The sequence below is a fragment of the Planctomonas psychrotolerans genome, assembly GCF_008642235.1.
In the GTDB taxonomy this organism is placed as follows: Bacteria; Actinomycetota; Actinomycetes; order Actinomycetales; family Microbacteriaceae; genus Planctomonas; species Planctomonas psychrotolerans.
The window spans coordinates 1,975,540-1,991,586 of sequence record NZ_SJEV01000001.1 but is presented as its reverse complement, the minus strand read 5'-3'; the positions used below and the strand labels follow the sequence as shown (position 1 = coordinate 1,991,586).

Annotated in this window: 18 protein-coding genes and 1 tRNA gene; 6 read left to right on the top strand and 13 right to left on the bottom strand. The window is 69.0% G+C overall.

What is annotated here, in order from left to right; translation table 11 throughout:
• Entirely contained in the window at positions 1 to 294 is a 294-nt protein-coding gene (locus EY822_RS09165) for a WXG100 family type VII secretion target (protein WP_150307991.1), read from the top strand.
• A 118-nt stretch (positions 295 to 412) separates the two neighbouring features.
• Here EY822_RS09165 and groL read toward each other — a convergent pair whose 3' ends face one another.
• From groL to EY822_RS09140, 5 genes are all read right to left on the bottom strand, one after another.
• A complete protein-coding gene (gene groL / locus EY822_RS09160; protein ID WP_150307990.1) occupies positions 413 to 2,032 on the bottom strand; it encodes a chaperonin GroEL in 1,620 nt (539 codons plus the stop codon).
• Between the two features lie 114 nt (positions 2,033 to 2,146).
• Positions 2,147 to 3,169 (bottom strand): DUF3048 domain-containing protein, encoded by a 1,023-nt coding sequence (locus EY822_RS09155; protein WP_150307989.1) that lies wholly within the window; start codon positions 3,167 to 3,169, stop codon positions 2,147 to 2,149.
• Entirely contained in the window at positions 3,166 to 3,723 is a 558-nt protein-coding gene (locus tag EY822_RS09150) for a LytR C-terminal domain-containing protein (RefSeq protein ID WP_150307988.1), read from the bottom strand. The genes EY822_RS09155 and EY822_RS09150 overlap by 4 nt, the downstream gene beginning before the upstream one ends.
• A gap of 19 nt (positions 3,724 to 3,742) precedes the next feature.
• Positions 3,743 to 4,072: a DUF3263 domain-containing protein gene (locus EY822_RS09145; protein ID WP_150307987.1), complete on the bottom strand. Its 330-nt coding sequence runs from the start codon at positions 4,070 to 4,072 to the stop codon at positions 3,743 to 3,745.
• A 39-nt stretch (positions 4,073 to 4,111) separates the two neighbouring features.
• Positions 4,112 to 4,588 (bottom strand): GNAT family N-acetyltransferase, encoded by a 477-nt coding sequence (locus tag EY822_RS09140; RefSeq protein ID WP_227497156.1) that lies wholly within the window; start codon positions 4,586 to 4,588, stop codon positions 4,112 to 4,114.
• A 68-nt stretch (positions 4,589 to 4,656) separates the two neighbouring features.
• Here EY822_RS09140 and msrB point away from each other — a divergent pair, with 68 nt between their 5' ends.
• Positions 4,657 to 5,058 (top strand): peptide-methionine (R)-S-oxide reductase MsrB, encoded by a 402-nt coding sequence (msrB, locus tag EY822_RS09135; protein WP_150307986.1) that lies wholly within the window; start codon positions 4,657 to 4,659, stop codon positions 5,056 to 5,058.
• 45 nt (positions 5,059 to 5,103) lie between these two features.
• Here msrB and EY822_RS09130 read toward each other — a convergent pair whose 3' ends face one another.
• Positions 5,104 to 6,027 (bottom strand): DMT family transporter, encoded by a 924-nt coding sequence (locus tag EY822_RS09130; RefSeq protein ID WP_227497155.1) that lies wholly within the window; start codon positions 6,025 to 6,027, stop codon positions 5,104 to 5,106.
• A gap of 86 nt (positions 6,028 to 6,113) precedes the next feature.
• On the opposite strand from EY822_RS09130, the gene EY822_RS15420 reads away from it, so the two are divergent.
• A complete protein-coding gene (locus EY822_RS15420; protein WP_227497154.1) occupies positions 6,114 to 6,260 on the top strand; it encodes a hypothetical protein in 147 nt (48 codons plus the stop codon).
• Positions 6,261 to 6,343: 83 nt separating this feature from the next.
• On the opposite strand, the gene EY822_RS09125 is transcribed toward EY822_RS15420, so the two are convergent.
• A tRNA-Thr gene (locus EY822_RS09125) sits at positions 6,344 to 6,417 on the bottom strand.
• Between the two features lie 95 nt (positions 6,418 to 6,512).
• Entirely contained in the window at positions 6,513 to 7,499 is a 987-nt protein-coding gene (locus EY822_RS09120) for a DsbA family protein (RefSeq protein WP_150307984.1), read from the bottom strand.
• A gap of 295 nt (positions 7,500 to 7,794) precedes the next feature.
• Here EY822_RS09120 and EY822_RS09115 point away from each other — a divergent pair, with 295 nt between their 5' ends.
• Both EY822_RS09115 and EY822_RS09110 read left to right on the top strand, forming a co-directional pair.
• Positions 7,795 to 8,898 (top strand): ABC transporter ATP-binding protein, encoded by a 1,104-nt coding sequence (locus tag EY822_RS09115; protein WP_150307983.1) that lies wholly within the window; start codon positions 7,795 to 7,797, stop codon positions 8,896 to 8,898.
• A gap of 82 nt (positions 8,899 to 8,980) precedes the next feature.
• Positions 8,981 to 10,297, top strand: coding sequence for a DUF4032 domain-containing protein (locus EY822_RS09110; RefSeq protein WP_150307982.1), 1,317 nt, complete (start codon positions 8,981 to 8,983; stop codon positions 10,295 to 10,297).
• 27 nt (positions 10,298 to 10,324) lie between these two features.
• On the opposite strand, the gene rlmB is transcribed toward EY822_RS09110, so the two are convergent.
• The 4 genes from rlmB to EY822_RS09090 all read right to left on the bottom strand — a co-directional run bounded on the left by rlmB (position 10,325) and on the right by EY822_RS09090 (position 14,491).
• Positions 10,325 to 11,338: a 23S rRNA (guanosine(2251)-2'-O)-methyltransferase RlmB gene (gene rlmB, locus EY822_RS09105; RefSeq protein WP_150307981.1), complete on the bottom strand. Its 1,014-nt coding sequence runs from the start codon at positions 11,336 to 11,338 to the stop codon at positions 10,325 to 10,327.
• Entirely contained in the window at positions 11,328 to 12,746 is a 1,419-nt protein-coding gene (gene cysS / locus EY822_RS09100; RefSeq protein ID WP_150307980.1) for a cysteine--tRNA ligase, read from the bottom strand. The genes rlmB and cysS overlap by 11 nt, the downstream gene beginning before the upstream one ends.
• A gap of 10 nt (positions 12,747 to 12,756) precedes the next feature.
• Positions 12,757 to 13,941: a 2-C-methyl-D-erythritol 4-phosphate cytidylyltransferase gene (ispD, locus tag EY822_RS09095; protein WP_150307979.1), complete on the bottom strand. Its 1,185-nt coding sequence runs from the start codon at positions 13,939 to 13,941 to the stop codon at positions 12,757 to 12,759.
• A 67-nt stretch (positions 13,942 to 14,008) separates the two neighbouring features.
• Complete coding sequence (locus EY822_RS09090; RefSeq protein WP_150308852.1) at positions 14,009 to 14,491, bottom strand: CarD family transcriptional regulator; 483 nt, start codon at positions 14,489 to 14,491, stop codon at positions 14,009 to 14,011.
• Between the two features lie 191 nt (positions 14,492 to 14,682).
• Between EY822_RS09090 and EY822_RS09085 the strand changes: the two genes are divergently transcribed.
• Positions 14,683 to 15,297 carry a hypothetical protein gene (locus EY822_RS09085; protein ID WP_150307978.1) on the top strand — a complete coding sequence of 205 codons (615 nt, stop codon included), beginning with the start codon at positions 14,683 to 14,685 and terminating at the stop codon, positions 15,295 to 15,297.
• Positions 15,298 to 15,355: 58 nt separating this feature from the next.
• On the opposite strand, the gene EY822_RS09080 is transcribed toward EY822_RS09085, so the two are convergent.
• Positions 15,356 to 16,036, bottom strand: a complete 681-nt coding sequence (locus EY822_RS09080; RefSeq protein WP_150307977.1) for a response regulator transcription factor — start codon at positions 16,034 to 16,036, stop codon at positions 15,356 to 15,358.
• Positions 16,037 to 16,047: the final 11 nt, after the last annotated feature.

Here is a 16,047-nt window from a genome sequence, read left to right as displayed (position 1 = left end):
ATGACCAGATATCAGGTGGACAGCGACGCGGTGATCGGCGCGACCGGTGCGGTGCAGGCGAGCATCGGCCGCATCCAATCGGAGGTCGGCGGACTGTACGGCCAGTTGAGCGCGCTCGAAGGGTCGTGGACCGGGCAGGCGGCGAGCGCCTTCCAGCTCGTGGTGGCGGAGTGGCGCGCCACCCAGCAGCGAGTGGAGGAGAACCTCGCGATGATCAACTCCGCACTCGCGTCGGCCGGTCAGCAGTACGCCGAGATCGAGACGGCGAACGCCCGGATGTTCGCGCTGCGCTGACCCCGCTGAGCGTGCTCGATGGCGGCACGGCCCGGTGACGAGATCCGGAAACGACGAAGTGGGCGGCTCCCCGGAGGGAACCGCCCACTTCGTGGGTGCTGCTCTGGTGCTAGTGGACTTAGAAGTCCATGCCACCCGAGGGGTCGCCCACCGGAGCGGGGTTCTTTTCCGGCTTGTCCGCCACGACCACGGAGGTCGTGAGGAACAGGCCGGCGATCGACGCGGCGTTGACCAGCGCCGAGCGCGTGACCTTCACCGGGTCGCTGATGCCGGCGGCCAGCATGTCGACGTACTCACCGTTCGCGGCGTTGAGGCCGTGTCCGACCGGGAGGCCGCGGACCTTCTCGACCACGACGCCGGGCTCGAGGCCCGAGTTGAACGCGATCTGCTTGAGCGGCGAGTCGATGGCGACGCGCACGATGTTCGCGCCGGTCGCCTCGTCGCCCTCGAGGGAGAGGGTCTCGAAGGCCGTCTTGCCGGCCTGGATGAGGGCGACGCCACCACCGGCGATGATGCCCTCTTCGACGGCCGCCTTCGCGTTGCGCACGGCGTCCTCGATGCGGTGCTTGCGCTCCTTCAGCTCGACCTCGGTCGCTGCACCCGCCTTGATGACGGCGACGCCGCCGGCGAGCTTGGCGAGGCGCTCCTGGAGCTTCTCGCGGTCGTAGTCGCTGTCGGTGTTGGCGATCTCGTTGCGGATCTGCTGCACGCGGCCGGCGATCTGCTCCTCGTCACCGCCACCCTCGACGATCGTGGTCTCGTCCTTGGTGATGATCACCTTGCGAGCCGTGCCGAGCAGGTCGAGGGTCACGTTCTCGAGCTTGAGACCGACCTCCTCGGAGATGACCTGTCCACCCGTGAGGATGGCGATGTCCTGCAGCTGCGCCTTGCGACGGTCACCGAATCCGGGAGCCTTGACGGCGACCGACTTGAAGATGCCGCGGATCTTGTTGACGACCAGCGTGGCCAGGGCCTCGCCGTCGACGTCCTCGGCGATGATCAGGAGCTGCTTGCCCGACTGGATCACCTTGTCGACGACGGGGAGCAGGTCCTTGATGTTCGAGACCTTGGAGTTGACGATCAGGATGTACGCGTCTTCGAAGACGGCTTCCTGGCGGTCGGGGTCGGTGACGAAGTACTGCGACAGGTAGCCCTTGTCGAAGCGCATGCCCTCGGTCAGCTCGAGCTCGGTGCCGAAGGTGTTCGACTCCTCGACGGTGACGACGCCTTCCTTGCCCACCTTGTCGATGGCCTCGGCGATCAGGGCGCCGATCTCGGGGTCGCCGGCGGAGATGGATGCCGTGGCGGCGATCTCTTCCTTGGTCTCGACCTCCTTGGCGTTCTTGATGAGCTCCTCGACGACGGCCGCGACGGCCTTCTCGATTCCGCGCTTCAGTCCGATCGGGTCGGCACCGGCGGCAACGTTGCGGAGACCCTCGCGGACGAGAGCCTGGGCGAGCACCGTGGCGGTGGTGGTTCCGTCACCGGCGACGTCGTCGGTCTTCTTGGCGACCTCCTTGACGAGCTCGGCACCGATCTTCTCGTACGGGTCGTCGAGCTCGATCTCCTTCGCGATGGACACGCCATCGTTGGTGATCGTGGGGGCGCCCCACTTCTTCTCCAGTACCACGTTGCGACCGCGCGGGCCGAGCGTTACGCGTACGGCGTCGGCCAGCGTGTTGAGTCCACGCTCGAGGCCGCGGCGGGCTTCCTCGTCAAAAGCAATGATCTTTGCCATGTGTGTTTTTCGTCCCTCCCGGACGTAGTGAAAAAACGATGGGTTAGCACTCGGCAATAGCGAGTGCCAACCAATTCTGGCACTCTCGATGGGCGAGTGCAACCGAGGAGCGCGTCAGCCCGAAACGACGCGCACGGCACCGGTGCCCGCGGGCACGAGCTCCACCCAGGTGTTGCCGGGGGCGAGCCGGATCGACGCCCCCGAGTCGGCCGTCAGGCGGAGGGGCGCCTCGGCGTGCGTCTTCGACCAGGTCGCCTCGACGACGCGGCCGTCGGTCAGGGCCCACGCGCTCCCAGTGCCGAGCAGCTCCGTGCGCGGCACGTCAGTGCTCTGGTCGACCCGCACCTGGAGCGCCACCACGTTGGTGGCGCCGAGCTGCCGGCCCGTCGCGTCGAGGTCCGGAACCCCGTTCTGCGATCGGAGGTACGCCTCCCTCGCCGGGTCGAACGCCCAGGATGCGGAGGAGGACGGCGAGAACACGGTGACGACCCCCGAGGCCGGCGCGCCGTCATCCGCGGACGGACTGGCCGCGTCCGTCGCGTAGACGAACTGCGGGTCGGGCGGGTCGAGCTCGTCGTGCTTCGCCACGAGGTCCCGTGCATCGACGACCACGTTGTGCGGAGCCGACCGCTCGGCGAGGCGACGGAAGGTGTCCGCCGTGTCGGGGTGCTCGTGGATGGCGTTGAACACCGGGGTGTCCTGCATCGCCTCGACGAAGCGGGGCTGGCCACCCGAGTAGGCGACGATTCCGCCCATCGGGGAGAGGATCTCCGGATCCATGGGTCGGATGGAGCGCACCGGCCCGACGGTCTCGGGGATGCTCGAGTGCCAGAGGGCGACGTACCGGGTGAGACCGCCCTCCACCAGTTCCTCGAACACGATGTCGGTCTCCTCGAGGCCGAACTGGGGACGGGCGGCCGGGTGATTGTCGATCTTCGCCGCCAGTGACGGATGGTCGTTGCTCCCCGAGTCGACCGGCGTACCGCGAAGCGGCGCGTAGCCGAGCGGGATCGCCGTCTGGGTCGGGCTCGGCGGGAGCGGCTCCCCCGGTGACGGCCCGACGCATCCGGTCAGCAGCGCAACGGCGGCGGGAATCGCCGCGCACAGCGCGATCGGTCGGCGGGACCGGCGAGTCATTCGGCGTAGTCCGCCCCGAGCACCACCGTCAGCCGAGCCGCGACATCCGGATCGTCGCCCGCCGCGGGGGCGTAGGTGTCGGAGAGCTCGATCGCCGAGACGCCGAGCGACCGCGCGAGCCCGCGTGCCGGTCCCTCATCGGCGGGATCCCAGTAGTAGACGGTGGTCGTCTCGATGTCGTCGGAACTGGCATTCGCCCGCGATCCGATGGTCCAGCCGTCGTCGGTGAGCGCGTCGGCCGCCTCGATCGCGAGACCCGCCGAGCTCGAACCGTTGAGCACCGTCACCACCAGACTCTCGTCGATGACCGGCTCGGCGGTTGCGGTCGCCTCCTCCGCGGTCGTCGGACCGAGCGGGAGCGTTCCGGTGAAGGCGTTGTTGCTGCCGATCACGGTGATGGCGATCACCCCGGCGAGGACCAGGACGCCCGTGGCGAGCGCGGCCCAGCCGAACACCCAGAGGGCACGCCGCGGGCGACGCGGGGCCCGGTGGGCACCGACGCGCTGAAGGTCGGCGGGTACATCGTCGAAACGATCGGAAGGGTGGTTCGGCATCGGAGCGTCGGAAGGTCCTTCAGTCCGTCGTGCCCGGTCGGGCCCGTTGCGAGTCGCGCACCAGGTGCACGCGTTCGGCGCGCGCCGCGGTGCGGGCGGCACGCACCCGCTGCAGCCGCTTCACGAGCATGGGGTCGTGCGCGAGGGCAGCGGGAGAATCGAGGAGGGCGCCGAGGAGCTGGTAGTACCGGGCGGAGGACAGTCCGAACTCTTCACGGATCGCCTGCTCCTTCGCGCCGGCATGTCGCCACCACTGACGCTCGAAGGCCAGAAGCCGGACGTCGCGGTCGGTCAGGCCGGAATGTCCCGCACCGGGACCCCGTTCCGCCGGCTGTGCCGCATCGTCCATGCCGGGTCCCCTTCCGCCGATCCCCCACATCCTAGGTGGCTACGACGCCGTCGCCGGGGTGCGCCCCGCGCGATACATGGAAATGTGCGGGATGCCCGCCTCCAGGTACTCGTCCCCGTACGGCTCGAAACCGAGGCTCGCATAGAGGGGAGCGACGTACGCCTGGGAGTGCAGCACCAGCGGCTCGGAACCGTGCTGCTCGAGCACCCGGTCGAACAGCCTCCGCGCGAGCCCCTCCCCGCGCCGATCGGCGCGCACCACGACGCGGCCGGGGACGAGAGTCGCTCCGCGGTGCTCGGGTTTCGTCAGCCGCACCAGCCGCAGGTAGGCGGCCACGCCGCGGTCGTCGTCGATCCACAGGTGCTGCGTCGTCGGCGCGAAGTCGGCGTCGTCGAGCTCCTCCTCATCGATGCGCTGTTCGAGGAAGAACACGGTGGTGCGCAGGCGGAGGAAGGCGAAGAGCTCGTCGGTTGTGAGTTCGCCCCACGTCTTCACCGTGATGGAATGGTTCTGCACGGTGCCGAGTTTATCGAGGGTGGAACGAACGCCCGCGTTACCGTGCGGGCACCCGACGAGAGGATCCCGTGGACTACAACGTGACGAAGACCGACGAGGAGTGGCGCGCCGAGCTCTCCCCCGAGGAGTACCGGGTGCTGCGCCAGCAGGCGACCGAGCGCCCCTGGACGGGTGAACTGCTCGACGAGAACCGTATGGGCGTCTACGCCTGCAAGGCGTGCGGCGCCGAGCTGTTCCAGAGCGACACCAAGTTCGACTCGCACTGCGGATGGCCGAGCTTCTACGCTCCCAAGGAGAGCGACTCGGTGAAGCTCTTCACCGACACGACCCTCGGCATGACGCGCGTCGAGGTCGTGTGCGCGAACTGCGGATCGCACCTCGGGCACGTGTTCGATGACGCTCCGCAGACCCCGACCGGCGACCGGTTCTGCATGAACTCCGTTTCGCTCTCCTTCACCACGAAGGACTGAGGTCCCGCGGGGACTGACGACCGGATAGGCCCCGGTCCGGCGCTCTCAGGCGCCGGGCCGGGGGCGCATTCGACGACCGGGGATGGCGGCGATCCCCACGGCGATCACCGCCACCGCGGTGCCGGCGATCGTGGTCCAGGCGATCTCCTGCCCGGGCGCCGGTGCGGCGACGTCGATGACCAGCGAGATCAGCAACTGACCGGCGATGGTGGACAGCCCGAGCAGCAGCACACCGGTGATGCGCACGGCCACCGCGGCGCCGGCGATGAACACGATGCCGATGAGGCCGCCGACGTAGAGCCACGGCTCCGTCGGGAGAGCGCGCGGCACCCCGCCCGCCAGCACGTGCACGAGCATGGCGACCGCGAGGACCGTCGTGCCGACCGCGAAGTTCACAAAGGTCGCGGTGAGCACCGAGTTCGCGATGATCCGCACTTGCCCGTTCACCGCCTGCTGCCAACCGACCGCGACCCCCACGAGGAGCGGCATGATGAGCATCCACACCGGAATGTCACCCTGGAACCTCGTCGACACGGCGAGGGCCACGGCGACGAGCACGAGCGCGGATCCGATGAGACGCGGGACGGTGGGCGCGCTGGCCGCCATCGTGCCGAGGCCGCGTCGATCGATCACGAGCCCGCTGAGGATCTGCCCGCTCACGGTCGCCACGGTGAAGAGCGCCACACCCAGCACGGATGCGGTGAGTCCCTGAGCGAGCACGAAGAACGCTCCGGCCGTGCCCCCGAGCACGTACCACGCGGGCACCCGTCGCTCGGCGACGGTCGACCAGACGCGCGCGAGTCCGACGCGGCCGGGTCGCCAGACCGCCATGGCCCCGACAAGCAGCACGAGGCCGGAGCCGAAGGAGATGAGCGCGGCGAGGTAACCGTCGCCGAGTTGTCTGCCCAGTTCGCCGTTGATGCGGGACTGCAGCGCGATGCAGCCGCCGAAGAGCAGAGCCGCGCCCACCGTGAGGGCGACGAGCAGGCGGGACGGAGCGGGAGAGGAGATGCTGTCTATCGCTTTCTCGGAGTACGGAGGGTACGTTTCGGGCCATGGACCGAAACGACCAGGATGCCGGGTCGGCCGACGAGTGCCCGGAGTGCGGCGCCGCGCTCCGCATCCTCGTGGAACCCGGCCTGCACGGGCCGGTTCGACTATACGTCTGTGCGCTCCACGGACTGATCTCCGCCGACTCCTGACCCCGGACGTGCGACCGGGCGGGGCTCCGCGGTCACATCCCCGGGAGGACGTGCCCGCGACCGCCGCTTCCGTACTCCCTCTGAGCTGCCTGTCAGATTCGAACTGACGACCTGCTGTTTACAAGACAGCTGCGCTACCAGACTGCGCCAAGGCAGCAACTTTCCCGGCCCACCCTAGCCGATGGTCCGTCGACGTGGGATGCACGCCCACCCGATACCGGTCGGAGGGGGCGGCCGAAACGCGGGCACCGGTTACGGAGCGGGCGTCGGGCTCTCGCTCGGTGCGGGCGTGCTCTCGTCGGCGTCGTCCTCGTCGGACTCGGCGTCGCCCTCGGCGTCCTGATCCGCGTCGGCGGAGGTGCCGGCGGAGGTGGCTCCGTCAGCGGACTGCGCGAGCACGAATGCGGCGAACTCGCTCGCGTCATCGAGCGCGCCACGGTACTGCTTGCCGTTCACGATCACGATGGGGGTGCCATCGACCTCGTCGATGTTCGAGTTCGGGATGTCGGCCGCGAGCACCCGGTCGGTGGCGGCGTTCACCCACCCCTTGTACCGCTGGTCGGTCACGCAATCGGTCATGTCGCCGGTGACGGGCACGCCCGCCTCCTCGGCGATGTCGAGGAGTTCGGTGTCCGGCAGCCCGCTCGTCTGCTCGGCGGGCTGGTTCTCGAACAGGAGAGAGTTGAACGACCAGAAGTTGTCGGGAGCGTAGTTCGCCACGCACGCCGCCGCGTTGGCGGCGCGGAGGGAGTACTGCGTGCCCTGCGACCGGCTGGTGAGCACGGCCAGAGGATGGATCTCCACCGTCGCCGCGCCCGTCTCGAGGTACCCCTCCAACTGCTCCGCGTTCGTCTCCTCGAACAGCTTGCAGTACGGGCACAGGTAGTCCACGTACACCCGGATGTCGACGGTGCCGTTCTCGTCGGACTGCGTGGGCACCGGGTCGGCGTCGGATGCGAGTGCCGCCGTCGGAGTGGCGACGAACCCCTCGCCGATGTGGATGCCGTCGCTGGCCATGTTGGCGGGCCCGGGCCCGGGGGGCTGCACCCCGTTCCAGATGATCAGGCCGACGGTGGTGACGATCGCGACGAGCACGAGGGCGAGTCCACCCTGCAGCGCGACGCGCCCGCGGCGATCACGGCGGGCCTGGCGCTCGCGGTGCACGCGTGCCTTCTCGCGCGCCTCCTGGCGGCGTCGATTCTTCGCCGGCTGAGCTTCTCTGGAGTCGCCGTTGGTCATGGAGAAATCACTTCCGAGTACGTAGAGGGCAGGGCGCATCCCCCCACGAGTGCACCTCGACGATAGTAAAGGCGCACCCTGAGTATCGTCCAAACGAATACTGAACGCCCACTCGGTCGAATCGACCTCGGCTCGACGGGGTTCAGAACCCGACCGGTCGGGGCGGATGAGCGGTTTCCGGCGGGCGTCATGCCATACTGGGTGCCGTGGTCAGCGTTGTCCATCGATGCGCCACATCGAAATATCCATCACAACGGATCGTCCGGCACGTACCTGCCGGTGAAGGAGCATTAAATTGGCATCTGTAACTTTCGACAAAGCAACACGCCTGTACCCGGGCTCGACGAAGCCCGCGGTCGACTCGATCGACCTGCAGGTCGCGGACGGCGAGTTCCTCGTCCTCGTCGGCCCCTCCGGTTGCGGTAAGTCCACCAGCCTCCGCATGCTGGCCGGCCTCGAAGAGGTCAACGACGGAAACATCTTCATCGGCGACCGCAACGTGACCGACGTTCCGCCGAAGGACCGCGACATCGCGATGGTGTTCCAGAACTACGCGCTGTACCCGCACATGACGGTCGCCGAGAACATGGGCTTCGCGCTGAAGATCGCCGGCGTCAACAAGGACGAGCGCGCCGAGCGTGTTCTCGAGGCGGCCAAGCTGCTCGACCTCGAGCCCTACCTCAGCCGCAAGCCGAAGGCGCTCTCCGGTGGTCAGCGTCAGCGCGTCGCCATGGGTCGTGCCATCGTGCGTCAGCCCCAGGTGTTCCTCATGGACGAGCCGCTGTCGAACCTCGACGCCAAGCTCCGCGTCCAGACCCGTACGCAGATCGCATCGCTGCAGCGTCGTCTCGGTGTCACCACGGTCTACGTCACGCACGACCAGACCGAGGCCCTCACCATGGGTGACCGCATCGCCGTGCTCAAGGACGGCGTGCTCCAGCAGGTCGGCTCCCCGCGCGACCTGTACGAGAAGCCGCAGAACGTGTTCGTCGCCGGCTTCATCGGCAGCCCGGCCATGAACCTGTTCTCGTCCGACATGGCGGACGGTGGCGTCAAGTTCGGCTCCTCCGTCGTCAACCTCGACCGCAAGTTCCTCCAGGCGGCGCACGGATCGAAGATCACGGTCGGTGTCCGCCCCGAGGACGTCATCGTGTCGACCACGCCCGGCGACGGCCTCGAGATCGAGGTCGACCTGGTCGAGGAGCTCGGAGCCGACGGTTACCTGTACGGTCACGCCACCACCCAGGGCGGCGAGCGCACCGACATCGTCGCTCGCGTCGATGGCCGTCTGCACCCGCACGCCGGCGAGAAGGTGTACCTGCTCCCGCAGCCGGGTCACCTGCACGCCTTCGACGCCGAGACCGGTGTGCGCCTGAACGACGCCGCCGCCATCGGCTAGCACCCTCGTTCGACCGGCTCTGCCGCGGCCCGTTTCCCGGGCCGCGGCAGAGCCGTTTTACGTTGACCGGTAGCCTCGTACCATGGCCGGAACTCTGAACATCACCGCGGCGACGGTGGACCCCGCACTCCTCGACCTGCCGTGGCACATTCCGCTCGGCACCTGGCCGTCGGAGAACATCGCCACGCTGCCGAAGGGCATCTCGCGACACCTCGTGCGCTTCGCCAACATGTCGGGCTATGTCGTCGCCATCAAGGAGACGACCGACGAGATGGCGAAGGGCGAGTACGAGATGCTGCGGGTGCTGCAGCGGCTCGAGATCCCCTGCGTCGAACCCGTCGCCGTGATCACCAACCGGCTCGACGAGGACGGCAAGCCGCTCATGTCGGTGCTGGTGACCCGGCACCTCAAGTTCTCGCTCCCCTACCGCGCGCTGTTCTCGCAGACCCTGCGCCCGGACACGGCCACCCGCCTCGCCGATGCGCTGGCGGTGCTGCTGGTCCGACTGCACATCATCGGCTTCTTCTGGGGCGACGTCTCCCTGTCGAACACTCTCTTCCGCCGGGACGCCGGGGCCTTCGCGGCGTACCTGGTGGACGCCGAGACCGGCAAGCTCTACAACGGCGGCCTGTCGAACGGGCAGCGCGAGAACGACCTCGAGATCGCCCGCGTGAACATCGCCGGTGAGCTCATGGACCTCGCCGCGGGCGGACACGTCGATGAGGACCTCGACCCGGTCGAGACGAGCGAGCGCATCGTCGCCCAGTACCGGATGCTGTGGCGCGAACTCACCGGCTCCGAGCAGTTCGCCACCTCCGAGCGCTGGCGCATCAGTGAGCGCGTCAATCGCCTCAACGCCCTCGGGTTCGACATCGAGGAGCTGGCGATCCGCACGGTCGAGTCGGGTGCGCAGGTGCACATCCAGCCGAAGGTCGTCGACGCCGGGCACCACTCGCGGCGCCTGCTGCGGCTCACCGGCCTCGACGCGCAGGAGAACCAGGCCCGCCGACTGCTCAACGACCTCGACTCCTACACGGCCCGCTACAACAAGCAGGACCTCGACGAGGAGCAGGTCGCCCACGAATGGCTGGCCCGCGTGTTCGAACCGGTGGTACGCGCCATCCCGCGGGACCTGCGCGGAAAGCTCGAGCCCGCCGAGATCTTCCACCAGCTGCTCGAGCACCGCTGGTACATGTCTCAGCAGCAGTCGCGCGACATCCCGCTGGCCGAGGCGGTCACGGCGTACGTCAACGACATCCTGCGCCACCGCCGCGACGAGGCCACGGTGATCGGTTCGCCGCCCACGGGGGCGCTGCCCGCCGTCACCGACACCATCCCCGTGACGGGTCAGATCCCCGTCACGGCCGACGAGGAAGAGGACTGGCGCACCAAGGTGTGACGCGCCAGCCCGCTCCCGCGGTGCAGGTCACCTCGCGGCGCGCTGCTTCGCGATCTCGTACAGGGTCACGCTCGCGGCGATCCCGGCGTTCAAGGACTCGGTGCTCGAGCTGATCGGGATCGAGACGACGGCGTCGCAGGTCTCGGTCACGAGTCGCGAGAGTCCCTTGCCCTCGCTGCCCACCACGACGACGAGGGGTTCGGTCGCCCAGCTGAGCCCGGGCAGTGACACGTCCCCGCCGCCGTCGAGACCGAGCACGAAGACCCCGCGCTCCTTGAACGCCTTGAGCGTCTGGGTGAGGTTCGCCGCCATGGCGACAGGGGTGCGCGCCGCGGCACCGGCCGACGTCTTCCACGCCGCCGCGGTGAGTCCGACGGAGCGTCGCTGGGGCACGATGACCGCCTGACCACCGAAGGCGGCGACGGATCGGATGATCGCCCCGAGATTCCGGGGGTCGGTGATGCCGTCGAGCGCGACGAAGAGCGGAAGCTGGCCACGCGATTCGACGGCGTCGAGCAACTCGATCGGGTGGGCGTAGTCGTACGGCGGCACCTTCAGCGCGACACCCTGGTGCACCGAGTCGAAGCCGGCCAGCCGGTCGAGTTCGGGGCGCATGACCTCGAGCACCGGCAGCCCGCGACGGGTCGCGAGGTTCATGATCTCCTTGACCCGGTCGTCGTACTCCAGCCGGGTGGCGATGTACAGCGCGGTCGCCGGGATCTGGGCGCGCAGCGCCTCGACCACGGAGTTGCGGCCGGTCACCACTTCGACGTCGTCCGAGGACTTCGCCCGGCGCGGCCGCTGCTGCTCACCGGTGGGACGCTGCTGCGGTTCGCTCGCGGCGGGACGCTTCCCGCCGGAGGCTGCGACGTACCGATCCTGGGCGGCCTTGCGCTTGCCCGCGGGGTGGTACGGCCGGTCCTCGGCCTTGGGCGTGGGCTTCCGTCCCTCGAGGGCCTGCCGCCCCTGTCCGCCCGAGCCCTTCTGCGGGCCCTTCTTCGTTTTGCGCACCGATCCGGCGCGGCTTGGCTTATTCGCCATCGATCCTCCAATGTGAGCCCGTAGGCCCGTCTTCGATCAGGATGCCGGCGGTCGCCAGCGCATCCCGGATTCGGTCGGCGGCCGGAAAGTCCCGCGCGACGCGAGCCTCCTGACGGCCGACGAGCAGTTGTTCCACGAGGCGATCGAGCGCGCTCCGCACGGGGAGGTCGGATCCGGCGCGCCACTCCTCGTCGAGCGGATTGATGCCGAGCACCGTCGTCATGGCGAGCACCTCACCGCGGTGCACCGCGGCGGTCTCGAGCTGCTCGGCGTCGAGCGCCGCGTTCCCCGCCCGCACCCGCTCGTGCAGCACACCGAGCGCCTGCGGCACCCCGAGATCATCGTCCATGGCGCGGCGGAACTCGGCCGGCAGCTCGACGGCCTCGGCCGACGCGAAGCGGGTACCGAGGAGTCGGCGGGTCGAACGACCGAGGAAGACCTCGATGCGCTCGAGTGCGGCCTCGGCCTCGAGCAGGGCACCGTCGTGGAACTCCAGCGTCGATCGGTAGTGCGCGGCACCGAGGAAGTAGCGGATGACGAGCGGTCGCGCAGCCCCGAGCAGTTCCGACGCCAGGATGGAGTTGCCGAGCGACTTGCTCATCTTCTGGCCGTTCACCGAGACGAGCCCGTTGTGCACCCAGTAGTTGGCGAACGCGTCCCCGGCCGCCGTGGACTGGGCGAGTTCGTTCTCGTGATGCGGGAACCGGAGGTCGAGTCCGCCGCCGTGGATGTCGAACCGCGGGCCGAGGTAGCGGGTGGACATCGCGGAGCACTCGATGTGCCAGCCCGGTCGGCCGGGGCCCCAGGGCGACGCCCACGACGCGGACTCCGGCTCTCCGGGCTTCCGCCCCTTCCAGAGCGCGAAGTCGCGGGGGTCACGCTTGCCGCGCGGGCTCGAGTCCGCGGTCGGCTCCATGTCGTCGACCCGCTGACGGGTCAGTTCCCCGTAGTCCGGCCAGCGCGCGGTGTCGAAGTACACGTCACCCGATCCGTCCGTCGCCGCGTAGGCGTGCCCCGACGTCACGAGTCGATCGATGAGGGCCAGCATCTCCGGGATGCTCGCGGTGGCGCGCGGCTCGTAGGTGGGGGCGAGGATGTTGAGCGCGGAGTAGCCGCGGCTGAACTCGAGTTCGACGCGGTAGGCGAGCGCCCACCACGGCTCCCGTTCCGTGGCGTTGGCGAGCACCTTGTCGTCGATGTCGGTCACGTTGCGCACGAAGGTGACGTCGGAGCCGCTGGCCGTGAGCCATCGGCGGAGCTGGTCGTAGTTGAGAGCCGACCGGATGTGCCCGATGTGCGGTGACGACTGCACGGTCGGCCCGCACACGTAGATCCCCACCCGACCGTCGACGAGCGGAACGAAGTCCCGGAGGGACTGGGTCTTGGAGTCGTAGAGCCTCAGGGTCACGGCGTCAAGCCTACTTGCGCCCCGACGGCACCCCGGCGGATGTGACGAGGGCGGTGGCGATCGCCGTGAGCCCCTCCCCCGTGCCCGTGAAGCCGAGGCCGTCGGAGGTGGTCGCGGCGAGGCTCACCGGTGCACCCACGGCGCGACTGAGCAGCGCCTCGGCCTCGGCCCTGCGCGGGGACAGCTTCGGACGGTTGCTGATGACCTGCACGGCCACGTTGAGAACGGTGACACCGGCGTCGCGCAGAAGCTCGACGGTGCGGTGCAGGAACACGGTGCCGTGCGCGCCCGCCAGATGCGCCTCCGCCGTGCCGAAATGTCCGCCGATGTCGCCAAGACCCGCCGCCGAGAGGAGCGCGTCGCAGATCGCGTGGCTCACGGCGTCGCCGTCGCTGTGGCCCGACAACCCCACTTCGCCGGGCCAGTGCAGTCCCGCGAGCCAGAGCGGCTCCGCCGGATCGAACGCGTGCACATCGACGCCGACACCGGTGCGGAGACCGGACGGCGACCCGAGCAGCCCCTCGGCCCGGCGCAGGTCCCACGGGGTGGTGATCTTGAACGCCATCGGATCGCCGTCGACGAGGTGCACCTCGTTGCCCGCGGCGGCGAAGAGCGCCGCATCGTCGGTGTGCTCGGCATCGGCCGCCGCGTAGGCGGACGTCAACGCCGTGCGCGGGAAGCCCTGCGGGGTCTGCACCGCGACGAGTTCGGAGCGGTCGACCGTGGCGAGCACGAGGTCCGCGGCGTCCCGGCGCTTGATGGTGTCGGCCACCGGAAGCCCGGGGATGATCCCGTGTCCCGTCGAGCGGACGGCGTCCAGCACGCGGACGAACTGCGCACGGGGGGTGAGCGCGCGCGCGGCATCGTGCACGAGCACGACGTCCACGGCGGGGTCGACGGCGGCGAGACCCGCCGCGACGGACGCCTGTCGGGTCGGGCCGCCGACGGTCACGGTCACCGCCTCGTGCATGATCCCGGCGACGGTACGGGCGGCCACGCGCGTCGCGTCGAGGTGGGTCGACGGAGCGACCACGATCACCTGCACGGGCTCGGCGAGTTCGAACAGGGTCTCGAGCGCGCGCTCCAGGATGGACCGTCCGGAAACGGGAACGAACGCCTTCGGCTCAGCATGGCCGAGACGGGTGCCCGAACCGGCGGCGACGACGATGATCGCCGTCGTGGGTTCGGGCGTCATGCCGAGGCGCCCGTCATGCCGAGTTGCCGAGACGGAGAGTCAGGGAGCCGGGTCGGAAGACCGGGACTCAGGAAGCCAGAACCTCGTCGAGGACGGTCGAGGCCTTGTCCTCGTCGGTCTTCTCGGCGAGCGCCAGCTCGCTGATCAGAATCTGCCGGGCCTTGGCGAGCATCCGCTTCTCGCCCGCGGAGAGACCGCGGTCCTGGTCGCGGCGCCACAGGTCGCGCACGACCTCCGAAACCTTGATGACGTCGCCGGAGGCGAGCTTCTCGAGGTTGGCCTTGTACCGGCGCGACCAGTTGGTCGGTTCCTCGGTGAAGGGAGCGCGGAGCACCTCGAACACGCGGTCGAGGCCTTCCTTGCCGATGACGTCGCGGACACCGACGAGGTCAACGTTCTCAGCCGGCACCTCGATCGTCAGGTCGCCCTGAGTGACGTTGAGCTTCAGGTAGAGCTTCTCTTCGCCTTTGACCGTGCGCTTCTTCACCTCGATGATGGTGGCTGCGCCGTGGTGGGGGTAAACGACTGTTTCGCCGACCTCGAATAGCATGAATGTCGTCCCTTCGATGACCCCCAGTTTACCATAGGCGTGTCGTCGGCCCTGCCCCATGCCCGCGTGCTAGCGGCGTGCGCTGCGGGCTCCGGCCGCTCGGTTCCTCTAGGCTAAACTCGACAGCGTTTTCCCCGGCAGGCATGACACGTGCAGTGCGCGGGAGCAGATATCCGGAGGGTCAAGTGAGAGTGCGCGCCGCCACTTCCATCGTTCTGGCAACACTGATCCTCGGGGGCACGACCGGGTGCAACTTCATCAGCCCGCAGACGACCAACGAGTTCTACCACCCGGCTGAGGGCTACAACTTCGAGTTCGGCGATGTCCTCGCCCGCAACGTGACGCTGCTGAGCGAAGAGGGTGAGCGCGCGAGCCTCATCGCCACGTTCGTGAACCGGTCCGACGAGTCGCAGAACGTGATCGTGCAGTACGACGCCAGCGGCGGGCGCATCACGCAGGAGATCGCGATCGCCGAGGGCATCACCATCTACGACGGATCCGACGAGAGCCGGACCATCGTGCTCGAGGATATCGACGACGCACGACCGGGGAGCCTCTTCCCCCTCTACATGCAGTACGGCGACGTGGAGGGCATCGAGGCCCGCGTCCCCGTGTTCGACGACACGTTCGAGCACTACGAGGGACTCCTCCCCTCCCCCGCTCCCAGCATCGATCCGGAGCCGTCCGGCCCCACGGACGAGGAGCCCCCGGCCGACACGCTCGACGGCAGGTCGGAGTCCACCGACGTGTCGGAGACCCCCGACGTGTCCGACACCCAGCCCGACACCGGTACTCCCGCGCCGTAGTGCACGCTCGGCCGCCGCGTCACCGCATCGTCGGTGACGGCGCCGGCCGCGCCGCCCGCTACGCCTCGAAGCGGTAGCCGAGCCCGCGCACGGTGACGAGCAGCACCGGTTCGGACGGCTGCTTCTCCACCTTCGAGCGGATGCGCTTGATGTGCACGTCGAGGGTCTTGGTGTCACCGAAGTAGTTGGCACCCCACACCCGGTCGATGAGCTGCCCGCGCGTGAGCACCCGGCCCGCGTTGCGCAACAGCAGCTCCAGCAGTTCGAACTCCTTGAGCGGCATCGGGGTGTCGACGCCCGACACCTCCACCGTGTGACGCTCGAGGTCCATCCGCACGGGCCCCGCCTGCAGGATGCTCTGCTCCTCCTCGTCGACGTCGGTGCGGCGTCGAAGTACGGCCCGGATGCGGGCGAGGAGCTCGCGGGTGGAGTACGGCTTCGTCACGTAGTCATCGGCGCCGAGCTCGAGTCCCACGACGATGTCCACCTCGGAGTCCTTCGCGGTGAGCATGATGATCGGCACGGCCGACGTGGCGCGGATCGCGCGGCACACCTCGGTGCCGGGCATTCCGGGCAGCATCAGATCGAGCAGCACGAGGTCGGCGCCGGCGCGCTCGAATTCGCTCACCGCGCGATTGCCGTCCTCGGCCACCGTCACGTCGTAGCCCTCCCGCTCCAGCAGGTACGCGAGGGGTTCGCTGAGTGCGCCCTCGTCTTCGACGAGAAGGATGTGGGTCACGGGTGTCTCTC